Below are 18,787 nucleotides of genomic sequence, written 5' to 3'. Positions count from 1 at the left end.
GCGACAGCTACCGGGACAGGGAGGCCGTGAACACCCCGTCATGCGCCTGACCCTTCATACCGATTATGCCATCCGCGTGCTTGTCTATCTTGCCTGCAATGAAGGCCGACGCGTGTCCGTGCATGAAATCTCCACCCATCATGGCATTTCCCACAACCATCTGGTCAAGGTGGTCAACCGTCTGTCCAACAGCGGAATTGTGGAGGCGCGCAGGGGCCGGTCCGGCGGGTTGCACCTGCCGCGCATACCACAGGACATCATCATCGGGGATATCGTGCGCCTGATGGAAGCCGACATGCAGGCCATCGTGTCGTGCCAGCCTGAAAACGGACAGCATTGCGTGCTGGCGGACATCTGTCGCCTGCGGCACCTGCTGTCGCGGTCGCTGGATGCCTTCATGGGGGTTCTGGACCAGACCACGCTGCACGACATCATGCCGCGCAATATCTAGTCTGACCGTCATGACAGGACTATGGACGTCCATAACTATATTCGGTTATATACAGATGACAGACCGGATGGGTATCTACACCTGATAATCTGCGGTTATGATCATATAAATCTCTGTTATTTATGGTAAAATCTTGCCGTTTGCGATTGCAATACGGCGATTGGGGCGGTTTCCTGCGTGCACACACGGGGAGGTTGCCATGTCTGACAAACCGGAATTCAAACCCTATACCCATCCCGCCGGTGGATGGGGGGCGGCGAACGCCACCGCACGGGTGCTGATGGAACAGAGCGTGCTGGCCAAGGGGTCGCGCGCGCTGCTGGCCATGAACCACCCGGACGGGTTCAAGTGCCCAAGCTGCGCATGGCCCGACCCCGACCGTGAAAAGACACTGGAGTTCTGTGAAAACGGGGCCAAGGCGCTGGCGTTCGAGGCGACGAAGCGCAAGGTTGGCGCGGACTTCTTTGCCGCCCATACCGTAACCGACCTTATGTCCCGCAGCGATCACTGGCTGGAGGAGCAGGGCCGCCTGACCCAGCCCATGCGCTATGACGCCGCGACCGACCATTACGTGCCATGCACCTGGGACGAAGCCTATGCCATGATCGGACGCCACCTGCGCGGGCTCGATCATCCGGACCAGGCGGAATTCTATACCTCCGGCCGGACCTCCAACGAGGCGGCGTTCCTGTATTCCGTGTTTGTCCGCGCGTTTGGCACCAACAACTTCCCCGACTGTTCCAACATGTGCCACGAGCCGACCAGCCGTGGCCTGCCCATGTCCATCGGTATCGGCAAGGGCACGGTGCAGATGAAGGACTTTGCCCATGCCGAGGCCATTTTCATCATTGGCCAGAACACCGGCACCAACAGCCCGCGCATGATGACCGAACTGGTGCATGCGCGTAAGCGCGGCGCGCCGATCGTTGCCGTCAACCCCATGCCTGAACGTGCGCTGATCCGCTTTACCGAACCGCAGGACCCGATCAAGATGGCGACCTTCGGGTCAACACCCATCGCCAGCGAGTTCTGTCACGTGCGCATTGGTGGTGATGTCGCGTTCCTCAAGGGTGTGATGAAAACCCTGTTCCAGATGGATGAAGATGCCGCCGCCAAGGGCGAGCCGGCCGTGCTGGACCATGCCTTCATTACCGAACATACCGACGGGTTTGCGGCGCTGAAGGCGGATATCGAGGCGACACGGTGGCCCGATATCGTCGCCACCTCGGGCCTGTCGGAAGAACAGATCCGCCGGGTGGCGGGGATCTATGCCGCCTCCAACGCCACCATCATCTGCTTCGGCATGGGCGTGACACAGCACCAGCAGGGATCGCGCGTAATCCACCAGATCGCCAACCTGCTGATGCTGCGCGGTAATTTTGGCAAGGACGGAGCCGGTATCTGCCCCGTGCGCGGCCATTCCAACGTGCAGGGCGACCGCACGGTCGGTATTGATGAAAAGCCGACATCCATCTACCTCGACCGGCTTCAGGCGGCGTTCGGCTTCAGCCCGCCGCGCGAACATGGGCACCATGTCATTGAATCCGTGCAGGCCATGATTGATGGTACGGCCAGGGTGTTCATTGGCATGGGTGGCAACTTCATCCACGCCATTCCCGATACGCCCGTGGCGTATGAAGCGATGGCGCGGCTGGACCTGACCGTGGGCATCGCCACCAAGCTCAATCGCGGGCACCTGGTGCATGGACGTGACGCGCTGATCCTGCCGGTCATTGCGCGGTCCGAAATCGACATGCAGAAAACCGGCCCGCAGTTCGTGACCACCGAGGATGCGATGTCCGGCGTTACGCGCTCGCACGGGGTGCTGCATCCCACCAGCCCCGACCTGCGTTCGGAAATCGAGATCGTCTGCCGCATGGCGCGCGCCACCCTGCCGGACAGCACGATCGACTGGGAAGGCTTTGTCGATGATTACGACCTGATCCGCGACAGGATCGCGCAGGTCTATCCCGACCTGTATGCGGATTTCAACACGCGCATCCGTCAGGGCAAGGGCTTTTCGCTGCCGGTGCCGCCACGCCAGCGGATATGGAATACGCCAACGGGCAAGGCCAATTTCCTGCTCTTTGACGGACTGGACGAGGACACGCCCATAGGCGGCCCGGACATGCTGCGCCTGTCCACCATCCGGTCGCACGACCAGTATAATACCACGGTCTATACCAATAATGACCGTTACCGGGGCGTGTACAACACCCGCATGGTCGTCTTCATGAATAAAGACGATATGGCGGCACGCGGTCTGGTGGACGGGGCGATGGCCGACCTTGAAACCATCAGCACCGATGGCACGCAGCGCCGGGTGGACGGGTTGATGGTGATGCCGTACCCCATGCCACGCGGGTCGATTGCGGGGTATTATCCCGAACTCAACCCACTGCTGCCACTGTCGCATTTTGACCAGATCGCCGGAACGCCCGCTGCCAAGTCCATACCGGTGCGCGTGACCGCCGCCGCGCCCGCAGCCCAGCCCGAACCGGCCTGAACCCGGTCCGATCATGAAAACCAACAGTTTCGCGCGGCAGGTGGATTACGCCACCGCCCTGCGGCTGGTGCGCGATCGTGCCGCGCGGGTCATGCCCCCCGCAACCCGCGTGCCGGTGGCGCAGGCGACGGGACGGGTGGCGGCGGCCGACATCATGGCGCGGACCTGTCGCCCGCCTGCCGATATTTCTGCCATGGACGGCTATGCCTTTGCACATGACGCCATGGTGGCGCATGGCCGGCTGCCGGTCGCGGGCCGGACGGTGGCGGGGGATGCGGCGATACCCCTTCCACCGGGTCATGCGCGCGCCATCCTGACCGGTGCGCGCATCCCGGCGGGTGCGGACTGTGTCATGGCTGCCGAGCGCATGGCGGTTGTGGACGGGAACGTTGCCCCGGCGGCGCCGTTGCCCGCATCCGGGGCAAACATCCGCAGGCAGGGGGAGGAATTCGCGTCAGGCACGCGGCTTGTGGCTGCCGGTCAGCGTCTGGACTGGCGGCATGTCGCCCTTCTGTCCAGTCAGGGCGTGGGCGATGTCGCGGTCATCCGCAGGCCGCGCGTCTCGGTCGTGTCCAATGGTGCGGAACTGGCGGCGGATGCGCCGGGCGCGTGCCCTGATTCAAACGCCCCCATGCTGGCATCCATGCTGACAGGCATCGGTGCGCGCGTGACCACCCATGCCGCCCCCACCGATAACGTGGCACGGCAGGCCGCCTGCCTGCATGCCGCGCGGCGCGGTGCCGATGTCATGGTGACCACTGGCGGCATATCGGTCGGGGATACGGACCATATGCTGGATATTCTGCGCGATGCGGGCGCGCGGGTGATGTTCCGGGGCGTTGCGATCCGGCCCGGCCGTCCGCTGACGGTGCTGGAACACGATGGCCAGACCATATTCTGCCTGCCCGGCAACCCGGGGGCTGCGGCCATCTGCGCATTGATGTTCGTGTGGCCCTATTTGCGGACGATCATGGGGCAGGACATGCCACGGCCCGGTGTATGCGCCACGGCCGATTTCACGGCGGATGCGCCACCGGGGGTAACGCTGTTCATTCCCGTCAGCCTGCATCCGGGGCCGCAGGGCTGGCTGTGCCGGCGCGTGCCAACGGTAGGGGCGTCTGACATCATCGCCTTTTCCCGCGCGGATGCGCTGCTGGCCGTAACGCAGGACAGCCCGATCCGGGCGGGGCAGCCTGCATGGGGTATGCCGCTTCGCGCTGATATGTAGGTCATGTCCCCGATCGGGCGTGACAGCCGGGTGGCGTTTCTGGTGAAGCTGTTTTCAAAACGCTCCCGCGAACGCTGCCTTTGATGAAAAAGTAATTCCTGAACCCCTGAATATGACTTCCGGATGAGACAATGCTCCCTTCAGTCCAGCACGACAGAACAGGCATGCCGCCATGCGAAATCGGCAATGGCCCCGGCATCGTTCACATCCAGCACCGGCAGGTGCGCGGGCAGGGCAGGGTCGTGGGGTGTATCCGTCGCGATGGCGATGATGTTGTCCTGATGGCGGAACAGCGGTTCCTTACCGGTGGCGGGACGATAGACCTCGATACAGGCGGGCGTGGTGGCGTGAAACCCTTCAACCACCACCAGGTCGGTGCGTCGCATGCACGCCAGCAGGTCCGTCAGCGACGGGGGCGCGTCCGTACATTCATGCTGCAGTACCCACCGGCCCGGCGTCGCCAGCATCACTTCGGCCGCACCCGCGTTGCGGTGCAGCCAGGAATCCTTGCCCGGCCGGTCCATGTCGATATCATGATGTGTATGCTTGATGGTGGACACAGCCAGCCCGCGCGCGCGCAGCACCGGCAGCAGGCGCGACAGCAGGTGCGTCTTGCCCGACCCGCTGCGCCCGGTTATGCCGATCACCGCCTGCCGTGGTGGATGGGACATGAAACGCACCTCCTGAATGGACTGGCCAATAGACCGGCGCAGGGTACGGCCCCGGGCCGCCATGCGCAATGCGGGCAGTGATGCACGGGGCGCAGCCGCCACGCGTGGCCGGCCTGGTCATGGCAGGAGGCATGGCGCAGCGCATGGGCGGTGGTGACAAGCCGCTTCTGGTGCTGGGGGGCGAGACCTGCCTTGGGCGTATCGTTGCCCGCCTGCGTCCGTGCTGTGCCGCCATTGCGCTGAGCGCCAATGGCGACCCGGCGCGGTTTGCGGCCCATGGCCTGCCGGTTCTGGCCGATACGGTTGCAGGCGTGGGGCCGCTGGCTGGCGTGCTGGCCGGGCTGGACTGGGCGGCGGGGCAGGGGTGTGACGTGCTGGTGACGGTGCCGGGCGATACGCCGTTCATCCCTGCCGACCTTGTGTCCCGCCTGCTGCCCGCGCCGTCCTTTGCCGTCAGCGGCGGGCAACGGCACAGCCTTGTTGCGGCATGGCCGGCGGGCTGCCGCGACCTGCTGGCCAGGCAACTGGGCCACATGACGCCCGCCACCCGGCGCGAGGTGACCCGCGTGCGCACGCTGGCCGAGGCGCTGGGCGCGCGTGGGGTGGCGTTTGTCGTACCGCCCGGTGGGCCGGACCCGTTCATGAACATCAATACGCCGGACGATTACGTCATGGCCCGGCAATATGTACGTGACTGACGTCATGACAGCCGCCATGCGGCGACCTGTTGCCCCGCCATTTCGCGCCGGGCGCAGGCGGCCCGTCGTGATCCGCCATGGCGGACGAAGGACCATGCCATGACCCGACCCCTGCCGCCCGCCATCGTACCCTGCGCCATGACGGTGCATGCGCCCGGCGCGCCAGCCACCCGGCGCACGCTGGACATTGCCGAGGAAACCCCCGTGACCCTGTCCTTCAACGGCATGGCGCATGGGGTGATGATGGCGACGCCACTGGACCTGCGTGACTTTGCCACGGGTTTTGCCCTGACCGAAGGGATCATTCCCGACCTTGCGGCGCTGAAAGATGTCACGGTCCGGGCGGAGGACGATCATGCGGCGGTGGAGATGCGCATAGACGGCCCGTCCTTTCACCGGCTGCTGGCGCGCGGGCGGCGGGCGATGACGGGGCGCACCAGCTGTGGCGTGTGCGGCACGGATGCGCGTGACGTGCTGGACCGCCCGCGCCGCACGGTGCCTGACGCGCCGCCCGACCTGATGGCGATGGGCCGTGCGCTGGCGGCGCTGCCGGGACGGCAGGTGCTCAATGCCCGCGCGCGCATGCTGCATGCCGCCGCGTGGTGCGCGCCTGATGGCGAAATCATGCATGTGCGTGAGGATGTCGGCCGCCACAACGCGCTGGACAAGCTGGTGGGGGCGGGCCTGCGCGACGGGGTGGATTTCGGGCGCGGGTTCTGCGTGATTACCAGCCGGTGTTCGTATGAAATGGCGCATAAGGCGATCATGGCGGGTATGCCGGGACTGGTGGCGGTATCGGCGCCAACGGCGCGTGCGCTGCGGGTGGCGGCGGAGGCGGGGCTGTATCTGGCCGCACCCGCGCGGGCTGCATCCGTAATGGTTCCCGATCTGGTCATCGGGAAGTAAAAAAAACATTTTGTCTGCAACCGTGGCAGGTCTGGATTCACGATCCGACATGGCAACAGCCATTTTGTGGCGGAATACTTATAGTTCTGAAACAATAGTAATAAAGTCGTGACCAACCTCGCGATTTCGTTTTTTCGCGTTTAACGGGCGCGGGACTAGCCTCCGCCTCATGATACTGGAGGAACATCCATTATGTCTGCTTTCATGAAACCGCACAGCGCCGCAGGATGGGCGACGCTATTACTTGCGGTCATCATCATCCTGCTCGGCCTGCCACTGGTCTATATGGGCGCGGAACTCGCGTTCCTTGGTGGCTCGCTTTACTACGTTGTCTGCGGTCTGGTGGTTACGGTGGCCGGCGTGCTGATGGCCATGGGCCGTCCGGCCGGTGGCCTGCTGTATCTGGGGGCATGCGCCTTTACATGGCTGTGGGCATTCTGGGAGGTCGGACTGGACGGCTGGGGGCTGCTGCCGCGCGTGTTCGGTCCCACCCTGCTGGCCATTGGCGTGGCGCTGTGCCTGCCGGTGCTGCGGCGTGCGGAACAGGCACGCACAACCCATGTGCGGGAGGTCGCATGATGTCCAACCATACCCCGATCCTGCGCACCCTGCTGCTGGGCGCCACCATTATTGCCGGTACTGCCGGAGTCTCCGCACTGGCGCAGGTACCCCCCGCCGACCAGCCGCCGGGCAATGGCAACGCCACCGTATCCCCCGGCACGCCCACGCCGCCGCAGGATGCATTTTCGCCTCCGTCGCCCAACGCGCCGCAGGCGCCCGGCGTGAATGCCGCCAACATTCCCGACGGCCCGCCCGCCGAACCCAGCGAGGCCACGCCGATGGTCGAGCAGGTCACGGCCAACCCCGCGCATGATGACTGGCCCGGCTATGGCCGTGATGACAGGGCCACGCGCTACTCGCCGCTGGACCAGATCACGCCGTCCAATGTCGGCCATCTGAAGCGTGCGTTCATCTACCATACCGGCAGCAAGCCCGCGCCGGGGCAGGTGAACAAGTGGGCTGCCGAGACCACGCCCATCAAGGTCGGGGACGGGCTGTACATGTGTTCGGCCATGAACGACATGATGCGCATCGACCCCGCCACGGGCAAGGAAGTCTGGCACTTCCACGCCAATGAAAAATACGACAGCATTCCCTATACGGCGGCGTGTAAGGCGGTTGTGTACTACACGTCCTCCACCGTGCCGGAAGGCGAGCACTGCCACCACCGTATCCTTGAAGCCACGCTGGATGAACGCCTGATCGAGGTGGACAGCGAGGACGGCAAGGTGTGCGAGGGCTTTGGCTGGCACGGCATGGTCAACCTGATGAAGGGGATGGGTGAGTCCGTGCCCGGTTTCGTGGCCGAAACCGCGCCGCCGCCGATCGTCAATGGCGCGATCATCACCAACCAGGAAGTCCTCGATGGCCAGCGCCGCTGGGCACCGTCGGGCGTGATCCGTGGCTACGACGCCGAAACCGGTCGCTTCCTGTGGGCATGGGACGTCAACCGTCCGCATGAACATGGCGAACCGAAGGAAGGCGAACATTACAGCCGTGGCACCCCCAATTCCTGGGCCGCGATGATTGGCGACAATGCGCTGGGTCTGGTTTACGTGCCGACCGGCAATTCCGCCGCCGATTATTACAGCGCCATGCGGTCGCCTGAAGAAAACAAGGTGTCTTCCGCCGTTGTCGCGATCGACGTGAAAACGGGTGAGCCGCGCTGGGTGTTCCAGACCGTGCACAAGGACGTGTGGGATTACGACATCGGGTCGCAGCCGACACTCATGGACTTCACCAAGCCTGATGGCAGTAGCGTTCCGGCGCTGATCATGCCGACCAAGCGTGGTCAGACCTTCGTGCTGGACCGCCGCACGGGTGAGCCGGTGCTGCCGGTGGAAGAACGGCCCGCGCCATCGCCGGGCATGGTACCGGGCGATACGCGCGCCCCGACGCAGCCGTGGTCGGTTGGCATGCCGCGTCTGGGCTTCGCACCGCTGAAGGAAGCTGACATGTGGGGCATGTCCCCCATCGATCAGCTGTACTGCCGCCTGAAATACCGCCGTGCGCATTATGTGGGTGAGTTCACCCCGCCCAGCATCGACAAGCCGTGGCTGGAATATCCCGGCTATAACGGCGGGTCCGACTGGGGCAGCGTGGCCTATGATGAAAAGACCGGCATCCTGATCGCCAACTGGAACAACACGCCCATGTATGACCAGCTGGTCAGCCGCAAGAAGGCGGACAAGCTGGGACTGATGCCGGTGGATGACCCCAACTACAAGCCCGGTGGCGGCGGTGCCGAAGGGGCAGGGGCCATGGCGGAAACACCGTATGGCATCGTGGTCTCCCCGTTCTGGGATGAATATACGGGCATGATGTGCAACCGCCCGCCCTATGGCATGATTACCGCCATCGACATGCACACGCAGAAGGTGCTGTGGCAGCACCCGCTGGGCAGCGCGCGTGCCAACGGCCCGTTCGGCCTGCCCACACACCTGCCGCTGACCATTGGCACGCCCAACAATGGCGGCCCGGTCATTACCGCCGGTGGCCTGATCTTTGTTGCCGCGACGACGGACAACATGATCCACGCCTTCGACATCCATACCGGACGCGAGGTGTGGAACGATGTCCTGCCCGGTGGCGGACAGGCGACGCCCATGACGTATGAATACAAGGGCAAGCAGTACGTCGCCATCATGGCCGGTGGCCACCACTTCATGATGACGCCGGTGACGGATGACCTGGTGGTTTACGCACTGGATAACGTGAACTGAGGGTATCCGTCCTGTTGTGACCGATCCCGACCGGGGCCGTGTAATGCGGCCCCGGTTTTTTTATGCGTACCGGTATTGGAATTCTGCACCGTGTGGAAATCGGCCGCGGCCCCATGGGGGCAGCCCGGTTACACGGCATCGGGGAGTGTTTGCAAAACCCGTCCGGAAAATATCCAGCAATCATAAGGCAGATGCTGTTGATGCTTTTTCAGGAAGTGTCGGAAGACGTCGCCTTTTTGGAAGAGGCGATACCCAAGACTTCTTCCTGTTTTTCCAATGGTTTTTTTTCGAACAGTCTCATCCGTTGCGCACGGGTCTGTCATCACAGACTTTCTGCCACCCGGCGCTGTCCCGGTTCTGCCCATGTCCTGATATATGTCCAGTCCGGGTAACGGGGCTGGGGCCGTTTTGATGAATATGTCGGTCATGAACAGATGGCTGCCGTCCCCTGCCTGAACCTCTCGACGGCCAGTCCGGGCCACGACTGGACGGGGCACATTCGTGCGGATGAGTTGCCGCCCTTTATTGGTCCGGCCCCATGCCGTCACATTATTCAGGGCCACGCGCAGGCCGGATCTGGACAGGATACTTTCCCTGCTCCCACCGCTAAAGGCATCTGGTACAGACCTGAACAGACGGACATCCTGTTTAAGATGTCAGGATGTCCGTCTATTTCGGGTGGATCTGCATTCCCCTGCACCGGATCCTATGATCCTGTCCGATGACGGGGGAGGGGGTGGTCAGCCGTGCGTGCGGGCCGGTGGCGTTACTGGCCCATCGCCACGCCGTCGCGATGGGGGTCGCCCCAGCCCTGCATGCCGTCCGGCCCGACCGTAATGGCCTGCACCGCTGCATTCATGACCGCGATTTTGGGCTTGTGCCCCATGTCGCGCAGGGATTTCTCCAGCCCCGCGGCGGCGGTTCCGCGTTCCAGTTCCTGGCCACGGTTCTGTGCCCCGATGCGCGGCTGTTCAATGGCGGTGCGGATATTCTGCCCCCATGCCAGATAGCCCACCAGCGTCTGCACGACCGAATCAATGATGCGCGCGCCGCCACCGGCGCCAATGATGACTTCCGGCTGGCCATCCTTGCCGAATACAATGGTCGGGGCCATGGTGGTGATCGGTCGCTTGCCCGGTGCCGCGATGTTGGCCACCGTCTGGCCATCAACCACCGGACGGGTCGCGAAATTGGTGATGGCGTTATTCAGCACCACGCCATCGACAATGATATCCGCGCCGAAATTCAGGTTGATGGTGGTGGTGAAGGACAGCGCGTTGCCCTTGCTGTCACGTATGGCCAGATGCGTGGTGGCGGGAACGGTCATCGCATCGGATACCGGCTGTGCGAAGGCATGCTGCGTCAGCGTGCCCGGCGCGACCCTGTCCATTGCGCGGCTGTCGGACACCAGTGCCGCCCGGCTGTCCAGATAGGCGGGATCAAGCAGTTGCGCCGTCGCCACGGGCACGAAATCGGGGTCGGCCGCGTATTTGCGCCGGTCGGCTTCCGCCAGACGCGATGCCTCCAGCAGCAGGTGGGCCGCCTCCACGCTGCCGGGGGCGTAGTGGCCTATGTTCAGGCGGTCCAGTATGGCCAGCTGCTGCAGGACAGACAGGCCACCCGCCACCGGCGGGGCAGCGGAACAGATCCGGCGTCCAAACGCGGTAATGCACAGCGGCGCGCGTTCGCGCACCCGGTAACCGGCAAGGTCCGACGGCACGATTTTGCCGGGATACGCCCAGGTGGCGACGGCGGCCCCGATCTTGGTGGCGAATTCGGGTTTATACAGGTATTCCGCACCATCTTTCGCCACGTGCTCCAGCGTCTGCGCCAGGGCTTCGTTATGCAGCGTGGTGGCCTGTGGCAGGGGGTGTCCCCTGTCGTCAAAATACTGCGCGAAGGCGGGCAGGCGAGACAGTTCGGGGCGTTCGGTCAGGACAAGGTGCAGGTAGCCCGGCAGGGGAAACCCGTCACGCGCCAGCCGGATGGCGTCGGTAAACAGGTCCGCCCACGGCAGCCTGCCGTAACGGGCATGCAGCAGGGCCAGCGTGCGCAGCGTGCCCGGCACCGCGACCACCCGGCCGCTGCGTTCCAGCGCATCGGTGGGCAGGCGCTGGCCCGACGCATCATGCGCGTAGTCCTGCGGCACACTGGCCGGGGCGCTGGCCAGCCCGTCGTAAAAGTCGAGCTTCCTGCTGCCCTTGTCCCAGTACATGATGGCAGACCCGCCACCAAGGCCCGATGCCTGCGGTTCGACCACGGCCAGCACCATCTGGCCCGCGATGGCGGCATCAACCGCGTTGCCGCCATGTTCCAGCACGACAGATGCGGCATGGGACGCCATCGGGTTGGCGGTTGCCACCATGAAATGGCGCGCCCGGGCGGTGTCGCCCGTATCCTGCGCCCGGCCCGGGGTGCCTGAGCCAATAATCAGCATGACCGCACCCACCGCGCTGGCGACAAGACGTTTTTTTTGCGAACGGATGAAAGGAGACGGACGGGCGGCAGATGCTTGCATATTGGAATCAGCAACTTTCATACTCTGAACCAAAATATCGTACCTTTACCGTTACAAACTTTACGTGGGCCGATAAATGCGCTTACGGTAAGAAGATTATCAATTGTTGGTTCATAATGAACGTTTTTCAGGCCATTTCCATCTTCGTCGCCGTTGTCGAGACCGGCAGCATGACAGCCGCCGCCGAACGGTGTGGCATTTCGTCCACCATGGTGGGAAATTACGTGCGCGTGCTGGAGGAACAACTGGGCAGCACCCTGTTGCGCCGCACCACCCGACGGCAGAGCCTGACCCCGTTTGGTGCCCTGTATTTTGACAAATGCAAGGAAATCCTCCGTCTTGTGGATGAAACGAAGGAACTGGCGCAGGCGGCGCAGGACAGCCCGGCGGGGACACTGCGCATAACAACGCCCATTACCTATGGCATTGAAAGTGTCACGCCGTGCATTGCCCGTTATCTGGCGCGGCACCCGTCCGTGGATATCGAGGTGGTGCTGAGCGCGCGCGCAATGGACCTGACGCGCGACAAGTTCGACGTGGCCATCCGGCTGGGCACGCCGGAACCTTCATCGCTGATCTGCCGCAGGCTGGGCGATTACCGCATGACCCTGTGCGCCGCGCCTGCCTACGTCGCCTGTCACGAGGAAATTGTGAACCCCCACCAGCTTGCCACCCATGACGGGCTGGCCTTTGCCTATTCCGCCACGTCGCCGCAGGCATGGGGGCAGCGCGAATGGCGGCTGGAGGGAGCCGAGGGGCAGGTGATCGTGCCCATGAAGCGGCGGATGCTGTTCAACAACACGCAGGCCATGCACCGCGCCACGCTGGCGGGGCTGGGGGTGGCCATGCTGCCCGAGGACGTGGTGCAGGCCGACCTGCATAACGGGCAGCTTCAGGCGCTGCTGCCGGAATACGCGCTGCCGTCGCGGCCCATCTATCTGCTGTACCACAGGGAACGGTACAATGCGCCGACCCTGCGGTCGTTCATTGACTTCATGATCAGCCATCTTGGCACGTCCTCTTCCTGAAATGGGCAGTTCCGTCCCCGGTCGCTGGCTGGTGATCTGTGCCTGCGTCATCGGAAGTGTGATCGAATATTATGACTTTGTTATATATGCCTATTTTTCCGGCTCCATCGCCCAGACATTCTTTCCCACCGGGCTGGCGTTCTCGCCACTGGCGCTGGTGCTGGCCACGTTCGGCCTGACCATGGTCGGCCGCCCGCTGGGGGCGGTGGTCCTGGGTACCTATGCCGACCGCAGGGGGCGGCTGCCGACCATGATCCTGTGCATCCGGCTGATGACGCTGGGCAGCCTGCTGCTTGCGCTGACGCCGGGCTACGACACGATTGGCGTGCTGGCGCCCGTGGCCATTATTGGCGCGCGGCTGCTGCACGGGTTTTCCCTGGGGGGGGAGTTCAGCAGCGCCACGTCGTGCCTGATCGAGAATTCGCCCCACCACGAAGCCCGCGCGGCAAGCTGGCAGCCTATCGGGCAGATCCTTGCCTCCTTCCTGGCTGCCGCCATGGCGCTTGCCCTCAGCGTGGTGCTGCCGCCCGCCGCGTTTGACGGCTACGGCTTCCGCATTGCGACACTGGGCGGAATCTGCGCGGGCATGGCCGGGCTGGTGCTGCGCCGGCGGCTGCTTTCACTGCCATCGCCCGCCGGGCCGGTCGTTGCAGCCCCGTTTGTCGGACCGGGCACCATCATCCGTATTCTGCTGGTCGCGGGCATGATTTCCCTTGGCAGCGGCATTACCTATCTGGGGATCTACATGCCGTATTACGCGCGGCATCATTTCCATATCGAAACCCGCACCGTCTATGTCGTCAGCCTGACCACATACGCGGTGCAGCTGGTGTTCACGCCGCTGCGGTGGAAGCTGGCCAGTTATTTCGATCGCACCCACGACATACGCCCGCCCGCGCTGGGGTGCGTGATCATGATGATCCTGCCATGGCTTGCATTTTCTGTCCTGCACCGTCATTCCTATGCGCTGCTGGCGATGCCGCTGGTGTTCAACATGGCGGCGCTGATGTATTTCGCGGTGCTGGATGGCTTCATCAGCCTGCTGTTTCCGCGCGGGAGCCGGGGGCGGGGGCTTGCGATCGGGTATTCATCGGGTGTTGTGGTGTTCGGCAGCCTGGCGCCGCTGGTCAATGCCGCGCTGATCGCGCATACGGGGCTGGAGAGCATTCCCATGCTCTATGTCTCGGCGCTGGCCGTTCTGGCGCTGGTTTCGCTGCTGCTGGCGGCGGGCCTTCTGCGGCGGACTCGCCCGGCCTGAGGCGGGACTATCAACATCAGGTTGATAATTTCCCCAGTCGCGGCCCCTTTATCAACGGGTCCGTTTTTGAAACGATGTCGGAACGTTGACGCCCTGCTAGGATACGTTGCCAATGCCGTTTCATGTGCTCTTCCGTCCGAACGCCACCAAGTCCACCCTGGCCCGTGCCCTGCGGAGCAGAAAAAGCTGTCTGGTCATGGCAACGGTCCTCGGCGGACTGGGTGCCATGGAAACCGCCTCCGCACAGCAGGCCCCGTCGGTCACCCCCACATCCCACGCCCGCGTGGTAAAGAAGGGTGCCGCCACCACGGACACCAGTGCCAAGACGACGCAGTCCCCTGACCACCCCGAAAGCATCAGCGTTACGGCCCAGCGCAACAGCGCGCCCGGCGGCGGCATGATGCGCCGGGAAACGGCGGCGCACGCAGTCCAGACGGTGACGCAGGACTATATCGCGATGCAGAGCCCGACCAGCGCGCCGCTGGACCTGATCCGCAACCTGCCCAGCGTCAACGTGTCATCGTCCGACCCCAGCGGCATTGATGGCGGCGCGATCAGCAGCCGTGGCCTGAACGACAATGATATTGGCGTGCTGATCAACGGCATGCCGATTTCCAACGGCTCCACATCGTCAGCGACCGGCTTCATCCAGAACTATGTGGACAGCAACAATATCGCTGCGGAATCCATGTCGCCAGGCTCCACTTCGGTTGGTGCGCCGCTCAACTCCGCTGCGGCCGGTTCGCTGGAAGTGACCACGCGCGCACCGTCGGAAAAATTCGGCGGCATGATTTCAGGCAGCTACGGCACCTTTGATACCTCGCGCGAATTCCTGCGCGTTGATTCGGGCGAGATCGGGCATTCTGGTGTCACCAGCTACATCTCCCTGTCCCATACCCGTGCGGAAGCGTGGCGCGGGTCGGGCATCAGCGACCGCAAGCATCTGGATTACCGCCTGCAGAAGAAGTTCAACGACGGCAGCACGATCGACTTCTTCCTGGGCTACAATCACAGCCACAACTTCCAGAACCGTTTCCCGACCATGGCGAACCTGGAAGCCGACATGAACGGGACCAAGCCGAGCATCCCGCTCAACTACGATGCCGATCCGATCCCCAGTTCCCCGCAGAGCTATTATGGCGTGCACGGCAATGACAAGGACACGTTCTACACCTCGCTGCCGGTCAAGCTGCGCCTGAACCACCAGCTGTCACTCAGCATCGTGCCGTATTACGAACGTTCGGCCTTTACGCTGAATACGGCGGCGCGCCTGCAGGAGGGCCACACCTATTCCGGGTCAGAGCCGGTGGCGGTTGACCTGAACGGGGATGGTGCGGTGACCAGCGCCTATCAGGACGTGTCGGAGCCGGCCATCTCCCTCAACCAGCAGGGCGGCGTGGTCAGCACCCTGCACTGGCACCTGAAGAACAACGAGGGGCAGATCGGCTACTGGTACGAACAGAGTTCCTATTCCCTCAAGACCCCGGTCCAGAAAATGAACCAGGTCACGTCCGGGCAGTACGCGGATAACGATACATCCACCTATTACCACCTGTCGGATGGTTCGATCTATTACGCCACGAATTACCTGGGCACGTATCGCTCGCACACCGGTTTCGTGGAAGACACGCAGTATTTCCTGAACCACAAGATGTCCGTGACCGCAGGCTTCAAGATCTTTACCGAAGAACTGACCGGGCAGAGCTACCTGCCGGGATCGAACAGCAGGATGACCAGCAATTTCGTGTCGCCCATGCCGCGTTTTTCGTGGTCGTGGAACCTGACGCCGTACCACCAGATCTATGTCAACGCGGAAGGTGATTTCCGTGCGCCGTCGCCCGAAGGACTGGTGACTCGCTACAGCCTGACCAGCGGTGCGATGACGACATCGGGTGCAAACGTGAAACCGCAGTATTCCATCAAGGAAGAACTGGGCTACCGTTATTCCGGCAAGTTCCTGATCGCCGATGTCAGCCTGTACAACTTCAACATCACCAACCGGCTGCTGACACTCAATACCTATACGTCCAACAATGACGCGGTTAGTGAAACCGTCAATGCCGGTGGCGAAACCATACGTGGTGTTGACGTGATGCTGTCCACGCGCCCGCTGCTGCACCGTTTCAGGCCATATGTGTCGTTTGAATACCTGCATGCCACCATGGACAACAACCTGCCGGCAGCGGCGGAAAATGGCCAGATGGACTACCTGCGGACCAAGGGCAACACGCCGGTCATGACGCCAAAGGTGATGTTCAGCATCGGGACGACCTATAATGAGGGGCCGTTCTTCATGAACTTCAGCCTGCATTATACAGGCCGTCAGTATTCGTCGTTCATGAATGATGAATACATGAGCCACTACTACACGGATACGCTGTCCCTCGGGTACCATTTCCCCAAGATCTGGCGCGCGCAGTCCCCGACGTTCCAGCTTAACTTCACCAACCTGACGGGCACGTACAAGGCGGCGGGTGTTTACAGCTTCTCCACCAACGCGCACCCGACCTACGGCCTGAACGGCAACCGGATTGCCAGTGGCGGATCGCCGCTTTACTACCCGATGGCGAACTTCTCCATGATCGGAACGGTCTCGACATCCTTCTGAATGGCATGACCGGACAGGCGGCAGTGCGATCACGGCTGCCTGTCCTTTGTGCCTGATCCCGATCGGACCACGACCACGCGGGGCCACCCGGTGTCCCTGCCGTGCCGGATGACGGGAACGGCCAGACCGCCACGTTGCGGTGTGCGGTCGGGCTGGTCCGCCTCGGATGGGCGGCATCGGTATATCCCTTTCTTTTTATAACCCGGTCATTGATGGCCTGCCGCATGCGGTGGGCCATAATGCTGTCTGGTGCGATCGGGCCATGATGACCGGCGTGGGGCAGGGCGCCCCCGATGGCCGATCCATTGTCCATGGCCTGCCTGACCTGCGGTGCGGGGGCCGCCCCTGATCGGCAGGGTATGAAGTCTGTCTGGAAAAAAACCTCCAATGCCTGCCGTGTGGACGGTGCGTCTGGCGGGGATGGGGCCGTGCAATGATATGTTGCGCAGTTCGTGTGGAATTATATTGCGAATAATTATCATACGCATTATTTAGTCACCCGAACCCATACCCTCCATCGCCGGTGCCTCACCCCGATGGGCCAGTCCTTCCCGCACTGTCCCGGCATCGGGCGGTGTGCGTAACCGGAGTGCCGATGCTGTTGTCGTGGCAGATGGCCAACGCCCCCCGGCCGGGACGGCGCGCCCGTGGGCGCGCCTGCCTTTTCCTTCACCCTGCCGACCGCCCGCCGCGCGCGGGCACGATGGCAAACCCGCAGTGTACAGGAGGTCGTGCATGACCCCGATTCCGTTTTCCCCGTGGGACATGTTCCTCAATGCCGGTCCCGTCGTCCGGTGCGTGATGCTGCTGCTGGGGGCGGCAAGCGTGCTGACATGGACCATTTTCGTGGCCAAGTCGGCCGAACTGCTGCGCATGCGTGTCCGGCTGCGGGCGGCGGAAAACGCGCTGGAGGACGCCAATACCCTTGATCTGGGCGAGGAATGGACCCGTGAGAATACCTCCATCGCCCACGCGCTGGTCATGGCCGCCGAAACCGAGCGTCACCGTTCCGCCGACATTCATGATGATGGCGAAGGGGTAAAGGAACGCATCGCCCTGCATCTTGAACGGCTGGAAGCGGCCGAGGGGCGCAGGCTGCTGCGCGGCACTGGCGTTCTGGCCACCATCGGGGCGACCTCGCCCTTCATCGGACTGTTCGGTACGGTGTGGGGCATCATGACCTCGTTTACCGGCATTGCGGCCAGCAGGGCGACCAGCCTGGCCGTCGTGGCCCCCGGCATTGCCGAGGCCCTGCTGGCGACAGCACTCGGGCTGGTCGCCGCCATTCCGGCGGTGGTGATCTACAACCACCTTGCCCGCCAGACAGCGGCATGTCGTGCGCAGGTGGCGGACCTGACGGCTCTGGTCATGCGCCTGGTCTCACGCGATCTGGGGCGGGCGCGGATGGGGCAGGGGCGTGTCGTGCGGCTTGACGCGCGGGCGGACAACGCCCTTGCGGCGGCGGAATAGGGGGCGCGATCATGGCCACCCGTATCCGCCACGCCGATGACAGCCCGCATGAAGCCAGCGGGATCAATGTCACGCCATTCATTGACGTGATGCTGGTCCTGCTTGTCATATTCATGGTTACGGCCCCGCTGACCACGGTGAACGTGCCGGTGGACCTGCCGTCATCCACCCAGCAGCCCGCGCCGCGCCCGGATGATCCGGTGTTCCTGACCGTGAAGGCCGATCACGGCCTTGCGGTGGGCGAGGACGACGTGACCATGGACGGACTGGCACCAGCCCTTGAGGCCGCCAGCCGGGGCAACCGCGACGAACGGATTTTCCTGCGTGCCGACAGGGCGGTGGATTACGGCACGCTGATGGGGGTGATGGACAGGCTGCGCGCTGCCGGGTACCTCAGAGCCTGATCCGAAAGTTTTTGAACAATACCAGCCTGTTGTGATTCATCCGTCTTTACGAAGAGATGGAGTGAATGGTGACATGGACTGGTATTGCCCGACGTGAACATAGCCGGGAAGGACTGCGATATCCATCGGATATGATGGACGGGGAATGGGCTTTGATCATGCCATTTGTGCCCCCTGCGAAACGGGGCGGTCGCCCTCGCACGACGGATATGCGCGAGGTGGTCAATGCGATGCTCTACATAGCCTCGGCCGGGTGCG

17 protein-coding genes are annotated in these 18,787 nt (G+C 63.3%); 14 read left to right on the top strand and 3 right to left on the bottom strand.

Annotated features, from left to right (window positions below; genetic code table 11):
• Positions 1 to 40: 40 nt before the first annotated feature.
• The 3 genes from CFR80_RS10445 (at position 41) to CFR80_RS10435 (ending at position 4,185) form a co-directional block, all read left to right on the top strand.
• Positions 41 to 451 carry an RrF2 family transcriptional regulator gene (locus tag CFR80_RS10445; protein ID WP_010515038.1) on the top strand — a complete coding sequence of 137 codons (411 nt, stop codon included), beginning with the start codon at positions 41 to 43 and terminating at the stop codon, positions 449 to 451.
• Between the two features lie 199 nt (positions 452 to 650).
• Positions 651 to 2,957 carry an FdhF/YdeP family oxidoreductase gene (locus CFR80_RS10440; protein WP_110507315.1) on the top strand — a complete coding sequence of 769 codons (2,307 nt, stop codon included), beginning with the start codon at positions 651 to 653 and terminating at the stop codon, positions 2,955 to 2,957.
• Positions 2,958 to 2,970: 13 nt separating this feature from the next.
• Complete coding sequence (locus CFR80_RS10435) at positions 2,971 to 4,185, top strand: molybdopterin molybdotransferase MoeA (protein WP_010515035.1); 1,215 nt, start codon at positions 2,971 to 2,973, stop codon at positions 4,183 to 4,185.
• Positions 4,186 to 4,325: 140 nt separating this feature from the next.
• On the opposite strand, the gene mobB is transcribed toward CFR80_RS10435, so the two are convergent.
• Positions 4,326 to 4,856, bottom strand: coding sequence for a molybdopterin-guanine dinucleotide biosynthesis protein B (gene mobB / locus CFR80_RS10430; protein ID WP_029329557.1), 531 nt, complete (start codon positions 4,854 to 4,856; stop codon positions 4,326 to 4,328).
• Positions 4,857 to 4,936: 80 nt separating this feature from the next.
• On the opposite strand from mobB, the gene mobA reads away from it, so the two are divergent.
• From mobA to CFR80_RS10410, 4 genes are all read left to right on the top strand, one after another.
• Positions 4,937 to 5,554, top strand: a complete 618-nt coding sequence (gene mobA / locus CFR80_RS10425) for a molybdenum cofactor guanylyltransferase (protein ID WP_010515032.1) — start codon at positions 4,937 to 4,939, stop codon at positions 5,552 to 5,554.
• A gap of 99 nt (positions 5,555 to 5,653) precedes the next feature.
• Positions 5,654 to 6,460 (top strand): formate dehydrogenase accessory sulfurtransferase FdhD, encoded by an 807-nt coding sequence (fdhD, locus tag CFR80_RS10420; protein WP_010515030.1) that lies wholly within the window; start codon positions 5,654 to 5,656, stop codon positions 6,458 to 6,460.
• A gap of 192 nt (positions 6,461 to 6,652) precedes the next feature.
• Entirely contained in the window at positions 6,653 to 7,039 is a 387-nt protein-coding gene (locus CFR80_RS10415; protein WP_010515029.1) for a hypothetical protein, read from the top strand.
• On the top strand, positions 7,039 to 9,243 hold the full coding sequence (locus tag CFR80_RS10410) for a pyrroloquinoline quinone-dependent dehydrogenase (RefSeq protein WP_234448187.1): 2,205 nt from the start codon (positions 7,039 to 7,041) through the stop codon (positions 9,241 to 9,243). Before CFR80_RS10415 ends, CFR80_RS10410 begins: the two co-directional genes overlap by 1 nt.
• A 128-nt stretch (positions 9,244 to 9,371) precedes the next feature.
• Here the strand turns inward: CFR80_RS10410 and CFR80_RS18895 are convergent, their stop codons facing one another.
• Together CFR80_RS18895 and ggt are read right to left on the bottom strand one after the other, a co-directional pair.
• A complete protein-coding gene (locus CFR80_RS18895) occupies positions 9,372 to 9,671 on the bottom strand; it encodes a hypothetical protein (RefSeq protein ID WP_146221632.1) in 300 nt (99 codons plus the stop codon).
• A 338-nt stretch (positions 9,672 to 10,009) separates the two neighbouring features.
• A complete protein-coding gene (ggt, locus tag CFR80_RS10405; RefSeq protein WP_258367767.1) occupies positions 10,010 to 11,761 on the bottom strand; it encodes a gamma-glutamyltransferase in 1,752 nt (583 codons plus the stop codon).
• Positions 11,762 to 11,877: 116 nt separating this feature from the next.
• Between ggt and CFR80_RS10400 the strand changes: the two genes are divergently transcribed.
• The 7 genes from CFR80_RS10400 to CFR80_RS10370 form a co-directional block, all read left to right on the top strand.
• Complete coding sequence (locus CFR80_RS10400) at positions 11,878 to 12,789, top strand: LysR family transcriptional regulator (RefSeq protein WP_010515024.1); 912 nt, start codon at positions 11,878 to 11,880, stop codon at positions 12,787 to 12,789.
• Complete coding sequence (locus tag CFR80_RS10395) at positions 12,770 to 14,047, top strand: MFS transporter (protein ID WP_232275754.1); 1,278 nt, start codon at positions 12,770 to 12,772, stop codon at positions 14,045 to 14,047. The genes CFR80_RS10400 and CFR80_RS10395 overlap by 20 nt, the downstream gene beginning before the upstream one ends.
• 112 nt (positions 14,048 to 14,159) lie before the next feature.
• On the top strand, positions 14,160 to 16,655 hold the full coding sequence (locus CFR80_RS10390; protein WP_110507312.1) for a TonB-dependent receptor: 2,496 nt from the start codon (positions 14,160 to 14,162) through the stop codon (positions 16,653 to 16,655).
• Between the two features lie 166 nt (positions 16,656 to 16,821).
• The gene (locus tag CFR80_RS10385; RefSeq protein ID WP_110507311.1) at positions 16,822 to 17,004 is read left to right on the top strand and encodes a hypothetical protein; all 183 of its coding nucleotides are present in this window, start codon (positions 16,822 to 16,824) and stop codon (positions 17,002 to 17,004) included.
• A 386-nt stretch (positions 17,005 to 17,390) separates the two neighbouring features.
• A complete protein-coding gene (gene exbB / locus CFR80_RS10380; RefSeq protein ID WP_010515019.1) occupies positions 17,391 to 18,125 on the top strand; it encodes a tonB-system energizer ExbB in 735 nt (244 codons plus the stop codon).
• An 11-nt stretch (positions 18,126 to 18,136) separates the two neighbouring features.
• Positions 18,137 to 18,529 carry a TonB system transport protein ExbD gene (gene exbD / locus CFR80_RS10375; protein WP_110507310.1) on the top strand — a complete coding sequence of 131 codons (393 nt, stop codon included), beginning with the start codon at positions 18,137 to 18,139 and terminating at the stop codon, positions 18,527 to 18,529.
• Between the two features lie 65 nt (positions 18,530 to 18,594).
• Positions 18,595 to 18,787 (top strand): transposase (locus CFR80_RS10370; RefSeq protein WP_146221631.1); only part of this gene is annotated, 193 nt, incomplete at its 3' end.

Origin of the sequence: Komagataeibacter oboediens, assembly GCF_003207815.1 — a bacterium.
GTDB classification, from domain to species: domain Bacteria; phylum Pseudomonadota; class Alphaproteobacteria; order Acetobacterales; family Acetobacteraceae; genus Komagataeibacter; species Komagataeibacter oboediens.
Note: the sequence above shows the minus strand (reverse complement) of the source record. Positions and strands in the feature narration are given on the sequence as shown.

Excerpts from the sequence above, each read along its gene's own strand:
- CFR80_RS10445 (WP_010515038.1), top strand. The coding sequence starts at position 41 with ATGCGCCTGACCCTTCATACCGATTATGCCATCCGCGTGCTTGTCTAT.
- CFR80_RS10440 (WP_110507315.1), top strand. The coding sequence starts at position 651 with ATGTCTGACAAACCGGAATTCAAACCCTATACCCATCCCGCCGGTGGA.
- CFR80_RS10435 (WP_010515035.1), top strand. The coding sequence starts at position 2,971 with ATGAAAACCAACAGTTTCGCGCGGCAGGTGGATTACGCCACCGCCCTG.
- mobB (WP_029329557.1), bottom strand. The coding sequence starts at position 4,856 with ATGTCCCATCCACCACGGCAGGCGGTGATCGGCATAACCGGGCGCAGC.
- mobA (WP_010515032.1), top strand. The coding sequence starts at position 4,937 with ATGCACGGGGCGCAGCCGCCACGCGTGGCCGGCCTGGTCATGGCAGGA.
- fdhD (WP_010515030.1), top strand. The coding sequence starts at position 5,654 with ATGACCCGACCCCTGCCGCCCGCCATCGTACCCTGCGCCATGACGGTG.
- CFR80_RS10415 (WP_010515029.1), top strand. The coding sequence starts at position 6,653 with ATGTCTGCTTTCATGAAACCGCACAGCGCCGCAGGATGGGCGACGCTA.
- CFR80_RS10410 (WP_234448187.1), top strand. The coding sequence starts at position 7,039 with ATGTCCAACCATACCCCGATCCTGCGCACCCTGCTGCTGGGCGCCACC.
- CFR80_RS18895 (WP_146221632.1), bottom strand. The coding sequence starts at position 9,671 with ATGACCGACATATTCATCAAAACGGCCCCAGCCCCGTTACCCGGACTG.
- ggt (WP_258367767.1), bottom strand. The coding sequence starts at position 11,761 with ATGCAAGCATCTGCCGCCCGTCCGTCTCCTTTCATCCGTTCGCAAAAA.
- CFR80_RS10400 (WP_010515024.1), top strand. The coding sequence starts at position 11,878 with ATGAACGTTTTTCAGGCCATTTCCATCTTCGTCGCCGTTGTCGAGACC.
- CFR80_RS10390 (WP_110507312.1), top strand. The coding sequence starts at position 14,160 with ATGCCGTTTCATGTGCTCTTCCGTCCGAACGCCACCAAGTCCACCCTG.
- CFR80_RS10385 (WP_110507311.1), top strand. The coding sequence starts at position 16,822 with ATGGGCGGCATCGGTATATCCCTTTCTTTTTATAACCCGGTCATTGAT.
- exbB (WP_010515019.1), top strand. The coding sequence starts at position 17,391 with ATGACCCCGATTCCGTTTTCCCCGTGGGACATGTTCCTCAATGCCGGT.
- exbD (WP_110507310.1), top strand. The coding sequence starts at position 18,137 with ATGGCCACCCGTATCCGCCACGCCGATGACAGCCCGCATGAAGCCAGC.